This is a genomic window from Succinivibrio dextrinosolvens DSM 3072 (assembly GCF_900167015.1).
GTDB lineage: Bacteria > Pseudomonadota > Gammaproteobacteria > Enterobacterales > Succinivibrionaceae > Succinivibrio > Succinivibrio dextrinosolvens.
In genome coordinates, this window is sequence record NZ_FUXX01000004.1 from 41,691 (window position 1) to 60,386 (window position 18,696).

The 18,696-nt window shown below is 38.1% G+C and carries 17 protein-coding genes; 15 read left to right on the forward strand and 2 right to left on the reverse strand.

The window, feature by feature from the left end; genetic code table 11:
- Nucleotides 1-334 precede the first annotated feature (334 nt).
- The 8 genes from B5D46_RS02005 (at nt 335) to lnt (ending at nt 8,212) form a co-directional block, all read left to right on the forward strand.
- Complete coding sequence (locus tag B5D46_RS02005; protein WP_051639141.1) at nt 335-1,189, forward strand: HAD family hydrolase; 855 nt, start codon at nt 335-337, stop codon at nt 1,187-1,189.
- A gap of 783 nt (nt 1,190-1,972) precedes the next feature.
- A complete protein-coding gene (locus B5D46_RS12090; protein WP_156027227.1) occupies nt 1,973-2,131 on the forward strand; it encodes an antitoxin VbhA family protein in 159 nt (52 codons plus the stop codon).
- Between the two features lie 3 nt (nt 2,132-2,134).
- Nucleotides 2,135-2,731 (forward strand): Fic/DOC family protein, encoded by a 597-nt coding sequence (locus tag B5D46_RS02010; protein ID WP_078927995.1) that lies wholly within the window; start codon nt 2,135-2,137, stop codon nt 2,729-2,731.
- A gap of 21 nt (nt 2,732-2,752) precedes the next feature.
- Complete coding sequence (gene miaB, locus B5D46_RS02015) at nt 2,753-4,117, forward strand: tRNA (N6-isopentenyl adenosine(37)-C2)-methylthiotransferase MiaB (protein WP_078927996.1); 1,365 nt, start codon at nt 2,753-2,755, stop codon at nt 4,115-4,117.
- Nucleotides 4,118-4,126: 9 nt separating this feature from the next.
- On the forward strand, nt 4,127-5,245 hold the full coding sequence (locus B5D46_RS02020; RefSeq protein ID WP_143675586.1) for a PhoH family protein: 1,119 nt from the start codon (nt 4,127-4,129) through the stop codon (nt 5,243-5,245).
- Nucleotides 5,229-5,705, forward strand: coding sequence for an rRNA maturation RNase YbeY (gene ybeY / locus B5D46_RS02025; protein ID WP_078927998.1), 477 nt, complete (start codon nt 5,229-5,231; stop codon nt 5,703-5,705). Before B5D46_RS02020 ends, ybeY begins: the two co-directional genes overlap by 17 nt.
- Before the next feature lie 42 nt (nt 5,706-5,747).
- Nucleotides 5,748-6,602: an HlyC/CorC family transporter gene (locus tag B5D46_RS02030; protein ID WP_031490930.1), complete on the forward strand. Its 855-nt coding sequence runs from the start codon at nt 5,748-5,750 to the stop codon at nt 6,600-6,602.
- A 131-nt stretch (nt 6,603-6,733) separates the two neighbouring features.
- On the forward strand, nt 6,734-8,212 hold the full coding sequence (gene lnt / locus B5D46_RS02035) for an apolipoprotein N-acyltransferase (RefSeq protein WP_159442998.1): 1,479 nt from the start codon (nt 6,734-6,736) through the stop codon (nt 8,210-8,212).
- A gap of 73 nt (nt 8,213-8,285) precedes the next feature.
- Here the strand turns inward: lnt and B5D46_RS02040 are convergent, their stop codons facing one another.
- Both B5D46_RS02040 and B5D46_RS02045 read right to left on the reverse strand, forming a co-directional pair.
- A complete protein-coding gene (locus tag B5D46_RS02040; protein ID WP_078928000.1) occupies nt 8,286-10,898 on the reverse strand; it encodes a hypothetical protein in 2,613 nt (870 codons plus the stop codon).
- 8 nt (nt 10,899-10,906) lie between these two features.
- Nucleotides 10,907-11,821, reverse strand: a complete 915-nt coding sequence (locus tag B5D46_RS02045; RefSeq protein WP_078928001.1) for a L,D-transpeptidase family protein — start codon at nt 11,819-11,821, stop codon at nt 10,907-10,909.
- 253 nt (nt 11,822-12,074) lie between these two features.
- Between B5D46_RS02045 and B5D46_RS12010 the strand changes: the two genes are divergently transcribed.
- From B5D46_RS12010 to rlmH, 7 genes are all read left to right on the forward strand, one after another.
- The gene (locus B5D46_RS12010) at nt 12,075-12,257 is read left to right on the forward strand and encodes a hypothetical protein (RefSeq protein ID WP_143675587.1); all 183 of its coding nucleotides are present in this window, start codon (nt 12,075-12,077) and stop codon (nt 12,255-12,257) included.
- A 195-nt stretch (nt 12,258-12,452) separates the two neighbouring features.
- On the forward strand, nt 12,453-15,050 hold the full coding sequence (gene leuS / locus B5D46_RS02050; RefSeq protein ID WP_031490934.1) for a leucine--tRNA ligase: 2,598 nt from the start codon (nt 12,453-12,455) through the stop codon (nt 15,048-15,050).
- Nucleotides 15,051-15,068: 18 nt separating this feature from the next.
- Nucleotides 15,069-15,881, forward strand: a complete 813-nt coding sequence (locus B5D46_RS02055) for an LPS-assembly lipoprotein LptE (RefSeq protein WP_078928002.1) — start codon at nt 15,069-15,071, stop codon at nt 15,879-15,881.
- Between the two features lie 125 nt (nt 15,882-16,006).
- Nucleotides 16,007-17,104 carry a DNA polymerase III subunit delta gene (gene holA / locus B5D46_RS02060; RefSeq protein WP_078928003.1) on the forward strand — a complete coding sequence of 366 codons (1,098 nt, stop codon included), beginning with the start codon at nt 16,007-16,009 and terminating at the stop codon, nt 17,102-17,104.
- Nucleotides 17,104-17,826, forward strand: a complete 723-nt coding sequence (gene nadD / locus B5D46_RS02065; protein ID WP_078928004.1) for a nicotinate (nicotinamide) nucleotide adenylyltransferase — start codon at nt 17,104-17,106, stop codon at nt 17,824-17,826. The genes holA and nadD overlap by 1 nt, the downstream gene beginning before the upstream one ends.
- Before the next feature lies 1 nt (nt 17,827).
- On the forward strand, nt 17,828-18,163 hold the full coding sequence (gene rsfS, locus B5D46_RS02070; protein ID WP_051639143.1) for a ribosome silencing factor: 336 nt from the start codon (nt 17,828-17,830) through the stop codon (nt 18,161-18,163).
- 3 nt (nt 18,164-18,166) lie between these two features.
- Nucleotides 18,167-18,637 (forward strand): 23S rRNA (pseudouridine(1915)-N(3))-methyltransferase RlmH, encoded by a 471-nt coding sequence (gene rlmH, locus B5D46_RS02075; RefSeq protein WP_031490939.1) that lies wholly within the window; start codon nt 18,167-18,169, stop codon nt 18,635-18,637.
- Nucleotides 18,638-18,696: the final 59 nt, after the last annotated feature.

Genomic DNA, 18,696 nt, shown 5'->3' on the forward strand with positions numbered 1-18,696 from the left:
CACTATTATATGAAAATAAAAATGCTTGTCAACAAAATAAAAAAAATAAATTTAGGTCACAAAATTTATTTAGAGCGCAAAGACCTAATAATGATGATTTATATCGGATTATCCTTACGTTAACCTTTTTTGAAATCTTTCTCAGATTAGTAAGAAAACATTTCAGACAACACTCTAAAAACTGAAAAACGAGTGTCACCCTACACAAATTATAGGAATTATTTTGAAATATGTTTGCCACAAAGTGTTTTTGTGGCACACTCAAGAATTGTAAAAAAACAAATCCAATCTCAAAAGGAGCCGATAGCAATAAGTAAGCTATCGATATAATCATATGATAAAAGAAAACGTCCTTGCCATCTGTTACGACTTTGATAGAACTCTAACTCCTTATGAAATGCAAGCACAGGGTTACATTCAGCAGCTAAATGAGAATGTTGATGAATTCTGGGCTCTATCATCAAAGATTGCTATAGAAAATCAGATGGACCCAAACCTTTCTTATATGTATCTGATGCTTAACGGTGCCAAAGGCAAGTTTCAGGTAAAAAGAGAAAAGCTAATCGAATTCGGCTCTAAGGTAAAGCTATACAAAGGTGTATCAGACTGGTTTTCAAGAATAAATCAGTATGGAAAGAAAAAAGAAGTTAAGGTCGAGCACTATATTATTTCCTCTGGTCTAAAGGAGATGATAGAAGGAACAAAAATTGCCGACGAATTCAGAATGATCTATGCAAATTCATTTTTATATGACCATAACGGAGCAGCAGTTTGGCCAGCACAGAACATCAACTTCACAAACAAGACCCAGTTTCTTTTCAGAATATCCAAAGGTACTCTTGATGTAAATGATAATGATGTAAACCGTTACTATGAGCCGGAAAATATTAGGGTACCGTTCAATAATATTGTCTACATAGGAGACAGTCAGACAGATATTCCATGTATGAAGCTTGTAAATTCTCTCGGAGGACATTCTATCGGAGTCTACGACCCAACCAGTAACAACAAGGCAAGAGTCCACGAACTGATTATGGATAAGAGAATCAAGCACTTTGCAAAAGCTGATTATTCTAAGGGAAGTAAGCTTGATGAGCTGATGCACAACATTATTGATTACACCTCAGCTTCCTACAAACTTAACCGTGATTACTGGGAGAATTTGGATGAGGCAGAGAATCTTGCCTAATATTTTTCAAAAATTGCATAATTCTGCAATTATACATTTGTAAAAATTTTACACAAAAGTTGCGATTTCTCGTTTATATCTACATAATTTCATGATAAAACAAAATGTTATTCAAAAGATTATTATGTTTGCGATTTTTTCAAACAGAGATCAACTTTTTGCTCAAAATTTACAAATATAATTAACACTGTAGCTTGTGAAATAAAGAATTTTGTCATCTAAGTATTCTCTAAGTTAGAGCTTCTAGAATAGATAATAGAAAAACGGAAGAGACAAAATGATTTCAAACTCTATAGTTTTAAATGATTTTGTTTTTTAACAAGAAAGAATCACATACCTCATCGCCTAGGTCCACACCTTTTGACCTAGGCATTTTTTTGTCCAATAAATAAAAAAATCTTTATATCTCAATAAACTAAGTGTCAACTAAGAAAAACAATCTATCATGTATCCTGCATAGACGATATTAGACTAGTTAAAACTACGACTAATGTTCAAGCAATTTATTGGAAGATTTTCCGAACTCATCGATTAAGTAACACTTGATGTTTTACTAACGTTTTCACAATTACACATACCTAAATCGCCTCTGACTTTTTCCTTTGTCAGAGGTTTTTTTTTATGTTTTTCTACGTTAAAAAAACAATGAAGAAATTCCGTAAAATTATTTTTAATATTTTTGAAATTAATCACAAAATAATATAGTATTAATTGTCCCTAAAACACGAAAAAAATGCCCTTTTTCTGTTATAATTAAATTGGTGTGATTACTACGGAGATCGTATGTTGCTAGATGAAGTAAAAGCTACTTTAGCAATGGAAAATTTATATCTGTCAGAAGAGCAAGAAAAGCTATTACAAAGCTATGCTGATGGAGAAATTTCTTTTAAAGAATTTCAAGAACAGATATTAAAGATAACTGAAGATAACAAGGTAGCTTGAATTTTGGAAGCCTCGACTTTCGATAAAGTCTATTGTTATCCAGGTACTGAAGTTTTAATCAATAACTTCAATGAGCATGATCCTAGAGTGCTTTCTCAATATGAAAGAATGTACACTGGAGCAAGGATCATCGATCTATTTAAAAAGCCTATTCAGGGCAAATTTGATCTATCCCACTTAAAGGCAATTCATAAATATATCTTTCAGGATATTTACCCTTGGGCGGGTGAACTGCGCCTGGTTAATATTTCCAAGGAAATTCTTTTCTGTGATGCTCAGTTTATCGAGAAAACCATTAGCAAAGTTTTCGATAAGCTTGCACAGGAGAATTATCTGAGAGACTGTAGCGAAAAGAATATTGCTGAAAAAGCTGCTTATTATCTTGGAGAAATAAACGCCGTACATCCGTTCAGAGAAGGAAATGGAAGAGCTCAGCGAGAGTTCGTAAGAGAATTACTTCTCCCTCTTGGATTTAAGGTTGATTATTCTTTATGTGATCCTAAGATGATGCTTTATGCATCAATTAATGCATTTGCCAGTGATTATGAACTAATGACCGAGTTATTTGATAAATGCATTATTGCAAAACCTCAAAATTAAAATAACTAATTAATAAAAATCATGACTACTATTCAAACCACCTTATCTGCGCCAAAACTTCAATTAGGTTCTTTCTATGTACACGTCTGGGGATGCCAAATGAATGTATATGACGGAGGAAGAATCAGAGATTTAATGACAGCTTCTGGTTTTGCAGAATCTTCTACCCCAAAAGGGGCAAATATTATAATTCTTGTAACCTGTGCAGTTAGAGCAAAGGCAGAAGATAAGGTATTCAACCAGATTGCATCCTGGAGACATACAGGTGAAATCAATAACGACACCATTATTGCCCTTGGAGGATGTGTTGGAGCCGAGCTTGCAGAACAGATTCTTGATCTGGATAAGAGCATCAATATTATTTTCGGACCAAGAACAATCCACAGACTGCCTAAGATGGTTGGCGAATTCATTGCTTCAGGAAAACCAGTAGTAGACGTAACCGCTGATGCCATCGACAAGTTTGACTATCTACCAGAAGCGGGAGCAGTAGGTCCTTCAGCATTCGTAACCATTATGGAAGGATGCTCTAACAAATGCACATACTGCATTGTTCCTTACACCCGTGGAGAGGAACAGTCCAGACCAGTTCAGGATATCATTGATGAGTGTGTGGGACATATTGCAAACGGAGTTAAGGAAATTCATCTTTTAGGACAGAACGTTAACTCCTATCATGGACTAAATACTGATGGCTCCGACTGCAAATTCTCTACCCTTCTATATGAAATTGCCGCTATTCCAGGAGTTGAGAGAATCAGATTCACTACCTCAAATCCTATGGACTTTACAGATGACATTATTGAGGCAATCAAGGATCTGCCTGTAATCTCAGACGGTATTCATGTACCTATTCAGGCTGGTTCAGATAGAATTTTAGAGGCTATGCACAGAAGATATACAGCAAAACAGTATGTTGAGCTGATAAAAAAGATTAGAGCCGCACGTCCAACTGTACATATATCCTCTGATTTCATTGTTGGATTCCCAGGTGAAACCGATGAAGACTTCAATGAAACCATGAAAATTGTAAACGAAGTAAAATTCGATCAGAGTTTCTCTTTTGTTTATTCAATAAGACCAGGAACCCCTGCTGCTACACTTGAGGATCCAGTTTCAAAGGAAACCAAGATGCAGAGACTTTATATTCTTCAGCAGAGACTTGAAGAACTGGCATCTGAATATACACAGGCATTTGTCGGAACAACCCAGAGATGCCTTGTAGAGGGAACCTCAAGAAAAGATGAGAATGAACTCAAGAGCAGAGCATCCTCAGGAAGAATTGTAGTATTCAAGGGACCTCTATCTCTTGTAGGACAGATGGTTGATGTAAAGATCACTTCTGTTGCAGCTCATACACTTAAGGGTGAGCTGGTAACTAAGTAAGGCATTGTGATGAACTCAATTACACAAGATTTTGTTTTAGATCCTGATGACAAAAATAGAATTGCCTATCTTGTAGGACCTGAAGACGAAAATTTAAAACAGATAGAAAAAAGACTAGGCGTAAAGATCAGTTATTCCGGAGCTCATTTTCATCTGGAAGGTAAAGCCGGCCATGTGAAAAAAGCATACAAGCTGATTAAGTCTCTATATATTGATACTACTCCTATCAAAGGCTCAAAGAAGCCTTCTGAAGTTACACCTGATATGGTTCATCTTGCTATTACAGAGACAACCTCTTTAGAGCAGGACAACACAGATTATTCTTTAGACCATGAAAAAGGATCTATTGATTCACTGTATGCAAAGGCCAATAACTTTAAGACAAAGCGTGGCTTTATTAAAGCAAGAACCTCAAATCAGTCAGACTATATCAACAAGATAGTATCTCACGATGTGAGCTTCGGTATCGGTCCTGCCGGAACAGGAAAAACCTTTCTGGCTGTAGCTGCCGCTGTTGATGCACTTGAGAGAAATGAAATCAGACGTATCATTCTGACAAGACCAGCTATTGAGGCAGGAGAAAAGCTTGGATTCCTGCCAGGAGATCTTTCTCAGAAAGTTGATCCTTATCTAAGACCTCTTTACGATGCTCTTTTTGAGATGCTTGGTTTTGAGAAAGTTGAGAAACTGATCGAAAAACAGATTATTGAAATTGCTCCATTGGCATACATGAGAGGAAGAACCCTAAACGATTCTTTTATAATTCTAGATGAGGCTCAGAATACTACAGTAGAACAGATGAAAATGTTCCTGACACGTATCGGCTTTAACTCTCATGCAGTCATCACCGGAGATCCAAGTCAGATTGACCTTCCTAGAAATGTAAGATCTGGATTAAAGCATGCTATTGAAGTTCTAAAGTCTGTTGAGGAGATTGGTTTTACATTCTTCGAGTCATCAGATGTTGTAAGACATCCTGTAGTAGCAGCCATTGTTAATGCCTATGATGAGTACGAGAAAACTCATGACAGTTCTCATCAGCAGTATTCAGGCTATAAAAACAGTAAAACAGAGTTAACCGGAACAGAACGTTCCGAAAAAGAGGTAGCTAATGAAAGTAATAATTGATCTGCAGATTGCAACAGATGAGGCACTGGAGAGCTATCCTTCTCTTGAAACCATGACTAAATGGGCAACTGTTGCTCTTAAAACAGGTGGCAGAACAAATGACAGCGAAATTACCATACGTATGGTAGATTCAAAAGAGATTCATGAGCTGAATGCCACATACAGACATGTAGACAGACCAACCAATATTCTTTCATTCCCTTTTGAATTACCAGAGGGAATAGAAGATCTGCCTCTGTTAGGAGATCTGGTCGTATGCAAAGAAGTTTTAGAAAGAGAATGCAAGGAGCAGAACAAAACTCTTGAGGAACATTTTGCTCATCTGATTGTTCACGGCTGTCTGCATCTTTTAGGCTATGACCACATTGAAGAAGAAGATGCCAAGGAAATGGAGCCTCTAGAGGTTAAGGCTATGGCTGAACTTGGCTATGAAAATCCTTATAAAGATGATGAGTTCTAAATAAAGAAACACCTGTAACAGAATAAACATTTGGAAAAAACTATGACCGATACTCACGACGAAGAACACAGTTCTTTTTTATCAAAGATTTTTTCAAAAAAAACTGAACCAACAAGTCAGGATGAATTAGAACAGGTTATAAGAGAAGCTTCAGAGAATGAAGTTATTGATGAAGATACAGAAGAAATGCTTCAGGGTATCTTCGATATCAACAGACTTCGTGTATCTGACGTGATGATCCCTGCCAACGAGATTGTTACCATCCACGTTAACAGCTCTATCGAAGAAGCTGCAAAAATAGTACTTAAGACAGCCCACTCACGTTATCCGGTAATCGGAGAGGATAAGGACCACATTGTAGGAGTACTTCTTGCAAAGGATTTAATTCCATACGCATGCGGCCTAAAGGAACTTGAAGGGGGATCAATTAAATCAATACTACGCTCCCCTATTATTGTTCCAGAAGCAAAGCGTGTTAACTCAATGCTGAAGGAATTCCAGCAGAACCGTTTTCACATTGCAATTGTCGTAGATGAATTCGGCGGAGTATCAGGTCTTGTAACTATTGAAGACGTACTTGAGGTCATCGTAGGTGATATCGATGATGAATATGACACTGAAGTAAACTCAGAGCATATTGTAAAATCAAAGGAAGGAAAATCCTACATAGTCAGCGGTGTTACTGAAGTCGAGGAATTCGACGAGTTCTTTAAGTGCAACTTTTCTGAACTGGCAGAAGTCGACACCATTGCAGGCCTAACCACTCATATGCTGGGTAAATTCCCTAACGTAGGGGAGAAGCTGACAATTGAAGGATTTGAATTCAAAGTATTGGAGGCCAACGACAGAAGAGTTCACCTTCTTGAAGTAACACCTCCTCCAGCAACAGAACAGTAAGAAACAGGAATATGCAGTTTTTTATAAAATTATACTTTATCCTATCAGCCCTGCTTGATGGAAAAAGGTTATTAGCTATTGTCAAAACACCCCTGGGAATGTGTGTCTCTTCCATAGTCCTAGGCGCAATCATGAGTCTTTCTATTGCACCAGTTGAAAAATGGCCTTTTGCAGTTATTGCACTGGTATTTTTCATGATGCAGCTTTATACATGTAAATTCGTTCCTCAGGTAGCTCTTTTAACTCTACTGTTCTTCGGAACCTATGGAACAATATCACTTACATGGCTGAACTTTGTGATGGAAGGCTTTGGACAGGTTCCAGCAGTATTATCCTACATAATAATCTTTGGATTTTCATTCGCCTATGTAGCAGCGCCATATGCATTTCTCAATATGGTTGTATTTTATTTTACCCAAAAGAAGAAATCAGTCTATCTGTTGTGCTTTGTTCCTATTGCATTCATTCTTGCAGACTACATTATTTACTACTACTTAACAGGATTTCCTTGGCTTTATGCAGGTTATTCCTGTGTAGAAGGACCTCTTAAGAATTATGCTCCATTTATTGGTGTAAGAGGAATTAATACAGTCCTTTATGTTTTAAGCGCAGCTCTTGCACTTACTGCTCTAAGAAAATTCCTATATCTTCCTATTGCAGCAATGATTCTTGTGGTAGGATTATTTCTGGAGAACTTTCCTCAGGTCGAAAAACTCCCTACTATCACAGCATCTCTGGTTCAGGCTAATATCACACAGTCCGTACATAACAATGCAGCAAGTGCCAACGAGATCTTCTCTACATACTGGAATCTGACAAAACCAAAGATTCAGAATTCAAAAATTGTTGTCTGGTCAGAATCAGCTCTACCAGTAGACTATTATTCATCTGCAGATCTGATCGGAGATTTAGACACTGTATTCAAGAGTGAAAAATCTGATCTTGTAACCGGAATTTTTAGCTCTGTTCAGGATAAGTTATACAATTCTATTGTTCGTATTGGAAATAGTGCAGATCTTGCAAAAGATCTTCCTTATCAGAAGAGAAAGCTTGTTCCATTCGGAGAAATAGTTCCTTTTGAGGAGTTTCTAAGACCATTAGGCTCTATCTTTGTTATTCCTAATTCCTCATTCAGCTATGGAGCAGATGACCAGCTTCCTGTCAGAATTAGGGATAATAAGTTCATTCCTGCAATCTGCTATGAAGCAATTTTCCCTGAGGTAATATCCTCAATGGATTCTGCAGAGACAAACGGTATCATTATGGTTTCAAATGATTCCTGGTTCGGTCCTACACAGGCACCGGAACAGCATCTGAATATTGCAAGAATGAGAGCAATGGAACTTCAAAAACCAATGCTTCGTTGTACTAACAGCGGAATTACAGCTTACATCGATGAGAATGGAAAGGTTGTAGACAGACTTCCTCCGGATCAGGAAGGGGTTCTGACTGTTCAGTTCGCACCAGTTAAAGGCCAGACATTCTATTCAAAATATGGCACCTTTACCTTGTTCATTATTATGCTGATACTGCTTGGCTTCGGTATTTACGGATTAAAGAAGAAAGATGATGCTTCCAAAGAAACATTAAACAAGCTTATCAGACCTTAGACAAACAATACAGCCTCTCTGAAACATACAGTTATCAAAGAGGCTATCTATCAAATCACTATCTGCAGATAGATTAACCGAATCTACCAGAACCAGTTTTTCTTATCAGAACAACTGAGAATCCAAGTAACAAGATACAGCCGACAAAACTTAGAATGTAACGCCACATTGGAAGAGGCTTAGAAGCATTACTATATGTGTTAATAAAATCACCAATGTAGCATCCACGAGGAGAACAGTTTACGGTTCTTCCCATTTTCCCCTGTGTATACCAGATATGCTTAGGGAATTTTGTATAGGCATTGTACTTTGAAAGCATTCCATTGGCCTGTCTTACGAAATTATTCATAAAATCAAGTAATGCCTTAGGATCAGAGGAATAGCGTTTTATATCGTTGTAAGAGATACCAGGCTCAAAGTTTACAACGCCATCAGGAGCATATAGGGTACCATCAAACTTAATTGCATCTAAAAGAGAGCCATTTTTTTCAGCATCTATACAGATAACAGAATTACTTGAAATTGTTGCCTTGTCTTTAACAATAAATGTCTGTGACCCACCATCAGTCAAATCAAGTTGACCTCCACGGCTCAAATCCAGAACATCAACAACCGAAGGCTTAGCTCCAGCCTCAGGATGAATAAATACAGAAGAGTCCTTTATGTACAGACGATTAACATTAATAGAACCTTCAATATCACTCAGTCCACCATAACTTAGAAGATTAATGGTCTTGCCTATAATGTTTCCTGCAATCTGAATATGAGATTTACTGTCTGAAACAAGGTTATCCGAAGAAAACTCCTTGACTTTGTTTTTCTTCTTGATACCAAGATTGATATTTGTTGAAAGTTTCTTAACAAACGCAGGAATATTCAGATTCTCTCCATATACAGAATCAAACTGAAGTTTTCCTGCTAACAGCTTTACATCATATGGTTTTGAATATAGAGACCTTCCATCAGGAGATACGTAGTAATTCCAGTTGGAAACAATATCACCAACGACCCTTGCCTTATCAGTAAGATTGATATCCCGTACATGAGCAGAATCATCAATGTATATAGAATACTTCTTTCCGGTAACCTTTCCTGAGATATTAAGAGCTGATACCAGAGGACCTCTGATTATATTAGGAGTATCGTAGGCTTCTGCCTGCTCCTTAGGAAGTTTTCTCTTGATATAGTCGTAGGTACGGACTCTTTTGTATGAGCCACGATATTCTTTAAGATCAGACAGCACATTGGATCCGAAATCAAAGTTTAAAGCAATACCGTCTTTTCCGTTAGCCTCTACATCTCCACAAATATCTATACTGTTGTCACGTCCGTATGTTACAGCGATACCTGATGAAGACTCACCATTTTCGACAACAGACGTTGTTTTAGGAATTAAAAGTGTATTGCGAGATCCTTCAATTCTGATACCAATACTACTAAAGCCCTGGCTAGCAATAATTGCAGACTGAATTACATCATTATAGCTTCCATATATGTGAGTACCTGTTGATAAAGGAACGATAGAAGCTTTATCCTGATTGAATGGTCTGACTTCACCATTTGATGCAGTAAAAGACTTTGTAATTTTGTAATTACCCCTGTGCTCAGGAGTGCCTGAATTATAAATTGATGTTCCGAAGAAATCTTTTGTGTTGATGTTGTAACCGATATCCTTAAACAGCTCCAGCTCTGCCTGATTATAAAAACCATGATTAATAAATGAGGAGCCAGATAAAATGCTGTTTCTTAAATTCAGTTTAGGTGCACCACTCTTTGTAAAGTGAATGCTGAATCTATCTGTTTTATAAAAGTCAGCCTGAGGCTTTGTATTTTTTCCAGGAGCCAGCAGAGCTTCAGTGTTTACACCAACAAATTTAAAATGACAGGATGAATAGGAATCATAATCACATGACTTCTGAATATCCGAAAACTTTACCTTATCAGTCACAAAATTATTATTGCTGATTATATGGTAATCAAAAGTAGAAAGAGGATTTTTAAAGCCTTCATGATTATGGTTAGAATAAACGCCAATCAGAGAAGCAAAAGTCAGAAAGAGCTTGTGAGACAGCGATTCTTTTATTCCGTTTTCGGGTAACAGCTTTATTCTGTTTTTTGAACTGAATACCCCAATATCCTTATTGTAGTTGATCTCTACAAGACCATAGTCATGCCGATTATTAATAACGCAAATATTCTTGAGATTCGATTCAAAATATCCCATTCCTGAGCACAGATTTGCAGCATCATAATGAAGATCAAATGCTCTGGAACTTCTATCAGGATCTGTGCTTGCTACAAACGGAACACTAAAAGGCTCATTATCAGAAACGTAATTTCTAAAGAGGAAAGTTAAAATGGATGATGCATTTATCCATGTATATTTTGAAGATGAAAACTCCAGTTCACCCTTTTGAGAAGGGGCATCTACTCCTTTTGCTCTTCTTGAAAACAAATCACTGATTTCACTGTCTTCAGTCACAACGTAAGGTTTAAACAGAGAATTTCTGCTTGTAAAAATCTTATCTGACTCTTTAAGATCAGAGAAAAGTCTGTGTATATCGTTGTGGTAATAGAGCCCCGAGGGCTGGTCAAAATTTTTTGAAGAGTCAGTACTAGCCAAGGCCTGATGCTGGCACATCAGACCCGATAAAACTATTGCAATTACAGTTTTAACATCAAACACTTAAATCTCTAGAATTCAACTGGATTTAGCAACACAGGTCTGCCGGTTCTTTCATGAAGAGCTCTCTGCAGAATATCCTGATCAATACGAGGATCCTTAAAGAATTCTAGTTGAGACTTTGTAAATGAGAAAGGAACATTTGCATCAAAATTGTCAAATTCAGACTGACTTCTCGATAATGGCTGATGAACCTCAATATAAAGATCACCATTTGGTTCTTCAGCAAACTTGATAGGTTCGTTAATAAACTGAACTCTGGTGCCAACTGCAACCTTATGGAATAACTCCTCGTTATCCTCGTTACGTAAACGAACACAGCCATGACTTACACGCAGACCAATACCAAAATCAGCATTTGTACCATGAATAGCGTAAAGCTTGCCTACATACATAGCGTAAAGGCCCATTGGATTATCTGGACCGGCTGGTACTACAGGAGGAAGATACTCACCCTCAGCAGCATATTCAGCTCGCATTGCAGCTGTTGGGGTCCAGGTTGGTTCAGCCTTTTTACGCTCAACCTTTGTAGTCCATGCTAAAGGAGTGCCCTTACCGATCTGACCGATACCGATTGGATAAACTTCTACTCTGCCCTTGTTGTAGTAGTACAGGCGCATTTCGGCAGAATTAACAATAATGCCCTCATGAACTGTATCAGGAAGGATCAGCTTTGTTGGAACAACAAGATTAAGACCTTTCAGAGGAACAATAGGATCAACCTCTGGATTAGCCTCAATCATATTGGAAAGACCTAAATGATACTCAGCCGCAACATATTCAAGGGTAGTAATTCCGTTAGGATCAATCTGATAGATTTTCTCCTCACCTACTACCCGGTTACCATTAAGATTGTATACGTTGGTTGCATTTGCTGCTGTAACAGTGGAAAAAAGAGCTAAAGCTAAAGCTAATTTCTTAAACATGATTGTCTCATTATTAATCAGTTTTAAAATTTACTAAAACTGAATTAAATTATCGCCAGAAAATAAAAGCAATGTAAAAACGTTTTGGCACTATATATACTCGGTACCGCGGTGCAATTTTAACACAGATCAAACTTTCGGACTATTGTTAGATTATTCGAAAAAATATGTTTCTTAAAAAAAATTGTATATAATCTACCCTGCTTTTATAACGATATTCATTAATAAATATTTACAGGGAAGATTTTCCAAATTGTCTAAAACAGGAATGATTGTTGAATTTGTGATTCTGGCAGTGTGGTTCTGGGCCTTTCTATGGGCTTACAGCCACTATAACTACAAAGTTAATCCAAAAACAAAATTCAAGAAGACCTTCTACAGAGATCTGCTTTTGGCTATTACTCTGCTGCTTCCAGTTATTCTTATTCTTTTCTAGCACCAATTTTTCACCATAATAGCTCACCTTTCTTATATACAAAGTAGCAAATCACAGCCTCAAATCCGCCTTTTCCATAAACTTTATTTTATTTTTTTTCTAGGGCATACGTCAAAATCCGGCGTAAATGTGGCAAAATATATGATTATTTTTAATTTGAACAGATTTTAAATTTTAACTTGGAGCACTTAGTCCATGGCTGACAATAAAGTTGCCTACAATCCTCAGGAAATTGAGCCTGAAGTACAGAAATACTGGGAAGAACATCAGACTTTCCATGCAACAGAAGATAAAAACAAAGAGAAATACTACTGCCTTGTTATGTTCCCTTATCCATCAGGCAGATTACATTTAGGTCATGTTAGAAACTATGCTCTAGGTGACGTTATTGCAAGATTTAACCGCTTATTAGGTAAAAACGTTCTTGCTCCTATCGGCTGGGACGCATTCGGTCTTCCTGCAGAAAACGCTGCAATCAAAAACAATAAGCAGCCAGGAGACTGGACCTATGAAAACATTTCCTACATGAAAGGCCAGTTAAAGTCACTAGGTCTTTCATATGACTGGGCTCGTGAAGTTGCAACCTGCAGACCAGAATACTATAAGTGGGAGCAGAAGTTCTTCGGAGAACTTTACAAGAAAGGTCTTGTATACAAGAAGGTTTCTTCAGTTAACTGGTGTCCTGTAGACAACACCGTTCTTGCTAACGAGCAGGTTGAAGACGGCTGCTGCTGGAGATGCGGTGCAAAGGTAGAGATCAAGGAAATTCCTCAGTGGTACCTGAAGATCACTGCATATGCAGAAGAGCTTTTAAATGATTTAGATAAGCTTGATGGATGGCCAGAGCGTGTTCGCACCATGCAGAAGAACTGGATCGGTCGTTCTGAAGGTCTGAATATCACTTTCAAAGTTGACGGCAGTGATGATACCTTTACCGTATACACCACTCGTCCAGATACCTTCATGGGTATTACCTATATTTCAATTTCAGCTAACCACCCACTGGTTAAGAAGTGTTGTGAAACAAATCCTGAGCTTGAAGCTTTCTGTCAGGAATGCCGCACTCAGAAATTCGCAGAAGCAGATCTTGCCACCATGGAAAAGAAAGGTATGGCAACAGGTCTCTATGCAATTCACCCTATTACAGGAAGAAAGGTACCTATCTATGTTGCTAACTTCGTTATCATGGATTACGGTACTGGCGCAGTTATGTCTGTACCAGGTCACGATCAGCGTGATTATGAGTTCGCTAAGAAATACGGCATTGAAATCATCCCTGTAATCAAAGAATCTAAGGAATCAGGAGATCCTGATCTGTCAGAGCACGCATTCGTTGAACACGGTATTGCATGCCACTCTGGTGAATTTGACGGCATGAACTTTGAAGAAGCATTCAAGGCAATTGCTGACAAGCTTGAGAGCATGGGCTGTGCTGAACGCAAGGTTAATTACAGACTGCGTGACTGGGGTATTTCACGTCAGCGTTACTGGGGTGCACCAATTCCAATGCTGACTATTGATGAGACTGGTGAAGTTGTTCCTGAGAAGGATGAGAATCTGCCAGTTGAACTACCTTATGACGTAAAGATTAACGGTGTAATTTCTCCTCTAAAGACAGACGAGAAATGGTACAAGACCACCTATGAAGGAAAGAGTGCAACTCGTGAAACCGATACCTTCGATACCTTCATGGAGTCATCATGGTACTTTGCAAGATACTGCTCTCCACGTGATGAAAAGGAAATGTTCGACAAGGATGCAGCTAACTACTGGCTACCAGTTGATCAGTACATCGGCGGTATTGAGCACGCTGTTCTTCACCTGCTGTATTCACGCTTCTTCTTCAAGCTTCTAAGAGATGCAGGAATGGTTAAGTACGACGAGCCATTCAAGCGTCTGCTATGTCAGGGTATGGTTCTGGCTGACGCATACTACTATCTGGATGATAAGGGTGTTAAGAACTGGGTAAACCCACTTGATGCATTCCCTACCCGTGATGAAAAGGGTAATATCATCTCAGCAGTGGACAAGGAAGGTCACCAGCTGCACCACGAAGGCATGATTAAGATGTCCAAGTCAAAGGCTAATGGTATCGATCCTGAGTACATGGTTAAGATGTACGGTGCTGATACTGTTCGTCTGTTCATGCTGTTCGCTTCTCCAGCTGAACTTACCCTTGAGTGGAGACAGTCAGGTGTTGAAGGTTCTCAGAGATTCCTTCGTAAGCTTTGGTCTCAGGTACAGGATCTTGTTAATGCAGGTGCTAAGCCTACTCTTGATAAGAACAAGTTAACTCCTGAGCTTAAGAAGCTAAGACATGAACTTCACGTAACAATTGAGAAGGTTACCGATGATATCGGACGCAGACAGACCTTCAATACTGCAATCGCAGCTATCATGGAGTTACTGAACCTTGCTAACAAGTGCACAGGAACAGATGAAGCTTCTCTTGCAGTTCGTTATGAAGTATATAATAACGTTATTATCATGCTTTACCCAATCGTTCCTCATATCTGCTTCAAGTTATGGTCAATGCTTGGCAATACTACCGAGATCGATACTGAAACCTGGCCTGTTGCTGATAAGGATGCTCTAAAAGAGGACGAGATTACTGTTGTAGTTCAGATCAACGGTAAGGTTCGTGCAAAGATCAGCATCAATCCAAATGAGGATGAAGAGTCTGTTATTGCAAAGGCAAAAGCAGCACCAGAAACTCAGAAATTCACTGAGGGTAAAGAAATCAAGAAGACTATCTACGTTAAGGGTAGATTAGTTAACATTGTTGCTGTCTAACAACTAAGGAAGTAATAGATGAGATTTAAGGTCTTTGCTGTTGGAGTAATGCTATTGGGACTTAGTGCCTGTGGTTTTCATATTCCTAATCAAAACAGACTTGGATCGAGTCTTACTGAAATAGATGTTACAGGAGCGTATCACAACCAGTTCTACAAGCTGGTTGTGCAGAAACTTCAGGTTAGAGGTGTAAAAGTAAACTATCAGGGAACAGCTAATCGTGACTTTAAGGGCCGTGATAATGTTCCTACTCTTGAAATTGCAGCTCCTCAGGTAAGTTTACCAATTGTATCCGTAAATGCTTTTGGTTCTGCAAAGGAATACAATATGGTGGTTACAACCTCTGCCATCCTGAAAGTTCCTAACCATAGTAAGCCAATTATTATCAGAAACGGTATCAGCAGACTAACTCTAAATAAAGGTGATAACTCTCTTGCAAGTGCCAATGAGAGAAGAATCCTTCTAGAGGAAAGTCTTGAAGAGCTGTCAGACCAGATGATAAGAAGAATCAACTATCTGGGCAAGCAGTCAGATCCGGATTCATCAAAAGTAACTCCAGCACAGCTGGTTCTTGCAAAAGATGAGGATAATAATGAGGTTTACATTGATAATTCTCCTTCTATGACACTGCTTGATGCTCTTAAGGCACAGCAGACTCAGGAAGAAATCGATTCAGATTCCGTTGCACTTTCAGAGCTTAATAACGGACTTAGAGTTCTGAATCCAGAGAAGAAATATGAGTTACCAAAAGCAAAGATTAAGATGGTAAATGAAGCTCCAGATGATTTAACTGAAGAAGGATTCATCAAAAAGGGATCTTCCTCAAAATAAGAGCTTTCACTTTTTCAGATCTTTTCGAAAGTCAGCTTAATGCTGACTTTTGTTTTCAAAGTTTCTGCTAAAATCACCTCTAAACAAAGAGTCTGATAATCAGGAATTATTTCAGCGGATTAGATATGGCATTAGCACCGGTATACGTTATTTCAAGTGATGAGCCTTTCTTGAAGAACGAAAAGAGTTCAATGTTGATTCAGATGGCCAGAAAAGAGCTACCTGAAGCTGAATTCATGCTCTTCACAAATAACGACTTCTCATCAGGAGCAACTGCTAATCTTGCAAGACTTGAAAACGAACTTATCGATCCTGGTCTTTTCGGTGGAGACCGCATTATCAAGATTTATCTTGATTCTATCAACTCAACTACCGTACAGGTTCTACAGCTTTTAGCCAAAAGATCTCGTCCAGGTGTAGTTACAGTTGTTGAAATTCCTCGTATCAAGAAAACAACTCTGCCAACTGCGCCAGAAAAATATACCGATAAATTCCGCGGACAAAGTTCTGTTGAAACAAAACTTAAGCATGTTCTGGCATTTCTTATGGACATTGGAGGAATCAATGAAATTCTCTATGCTCCATCGGGAATACAGTTCAATACATGGATAATGAATCAAGCTCAGAAGCATGGCCTCAAAATTGACGCTGATGTGGTGACTTTCCTGTCGTTATGCTGCGAAGGCAATCTTGTGGCTGTAGATCAGTTCTTCTCCATCGCAAAAATTTCCGGAAAAGAAGTAATTGATCTAGATACTGCCAAGGCTTATCTGGAATCTAGCAGCAGATACACCGGATTTGAATTTTCAGAGGCAGTCCTGGCTCCTAATACAATTCGAGCATTAAATATTCTTGCCTCATTATGTCAGACAAACTCTAACAGAACACAGATACTATCTATGGTGGTATCTAATTTTGACAAAATGCTCTGGGTAATAAGAAAACTTAAAGAGCCTGAGAATTCACAGATTCTGAGATCTCGTAATTTTAAAGAACGCTCTGCATTTTTTAAATCAAACGGAATCGTACTGCCATCAACAAGTGATGTTCTTATAAAAGCGGCTTCAACCATGCCAGATGATTTTTATGAATATCTTGTATCAGAACTTGCTCAGGCAGCAAAGTATCTTCAGGAATTTGACGATAAGAAAGCCTACCAGTCACTTCAGAACATGGCTGTATCAGTGTATACATCATCTGTACGAGAGTTAAAAAAACTGTAATGATCCAGAATATTAAAAAGATAGGCGTGCTAGGGGGAAGCTTCAATCCTCCTCATAATGACCACATCAGAATTGCCGAGTATATTAAGAACAGACTATCGCTGGATAAGTTCATTATTGTTCCTAACGCTCAGCCTCCACATAAGAATACCTGCCATGTAGGATTTGAACATCGCAGGAAAATGCTCGAAATTCTTGCATGCCAGTATGATGATCTTGAAATCAGTGATATTGAAAGTGATCCGAATGTACCTCATTACACCATTGATCTGATTGATAAGATTAGGAATCTTTATCCGAAGGCATACGTATTTTTCTGTATGGGAATGGATTCACTTATCTATCTTGATAAGTGGAGAAACGGACTTTCTATAACAGAAAAATGCAATATTGTTGTTATTGGAAGAAAAGGATATTCCATCGAGGAAGCTAATCCTCCTGTAAAAGATTATCTAAAATCTCATGCTGTTTATGAGGATTCAGATGACTTTTCACAGAAACTTAACGAAGAAAAAGGCAACTGCTTTTTATTAAAAGAATGCTTTAATGATGTAAGTTCTAGTAAAATAAGGCTAGAATTTGACGAATTTTATAAAAACGATAAACATAAGAAAGAGTTGTTTGATTATGCCGATAAATTTCCATATTCACTAAAATATCTTGATAAGGGAATTATTGAGTATATTACTAAGAATTCACTGTACAAAGAGAGAGAATCCTAATTTGGAAAACGAAATTTTAATTCAGAAGTGTATTAAAACTCTTGAAGACTCAAAGGCCAGAGATTTAGTAAGCATTGATGTAAAAGAACATTCATCGATCGCTGACAATATGGTGATCTGCACCGGAACATCTAACCGTCATGTAAGTGCTATTGCACAGAGACTTGTTGATAATCTTTACAAGGAAGGCTTAAAGCACATCAAGATTTCAGGTGAACAGCTTGGCGAATGGGTTATCGTTGATACTGGTTCAGTAATGGTTCATATTCTTCAGAACGAAGCTAGAGAAAGATATGAATTAGATGATTTATATCGCTGCATGGCTGCCGGATTTTAAAGCATGAAACTGATTATCATTGCTGTTGGCAACAAAATGCCATCATGGGTTACAGAAGCTTTTACAGACTATCAGAAAAGATTTCCTCCAGAGATGAAACTGGTATTAGAGGAAATTGCCCCTGTAAAACGAAATGGAAAAAACTCTGATGAAAAGGCAAAAGAGCTTGAGGCAAAGATGATCCTTGAAGCTTTACCAAAGAAAGCCTACATAGTTGCTTTAGATGAAAGAGGAAAGCAGTTCACATCGCTAGAGCTTGGTGACAAAGTTGGTGTATGGCAGAACCTAGGAATGGATGTTGTACTGATCATCGGCGGACCAAACGGACTTACAGATGAAGTAAGAAACAAGGCAAACGAACTTTGGTCACTGTCAAAACTGACTCTTCCTCACCCTCTGGTAAGGGTATTTCTTGCGGAAACCATCTACAGAGGATGGAGTATCTACGCAAACTTACCTTATCATAGGGCTTAAACATAAAGAATATTTGAAAACCTCCGCAAAATTCGTTAAAAAAACGAAAATAAAGGATA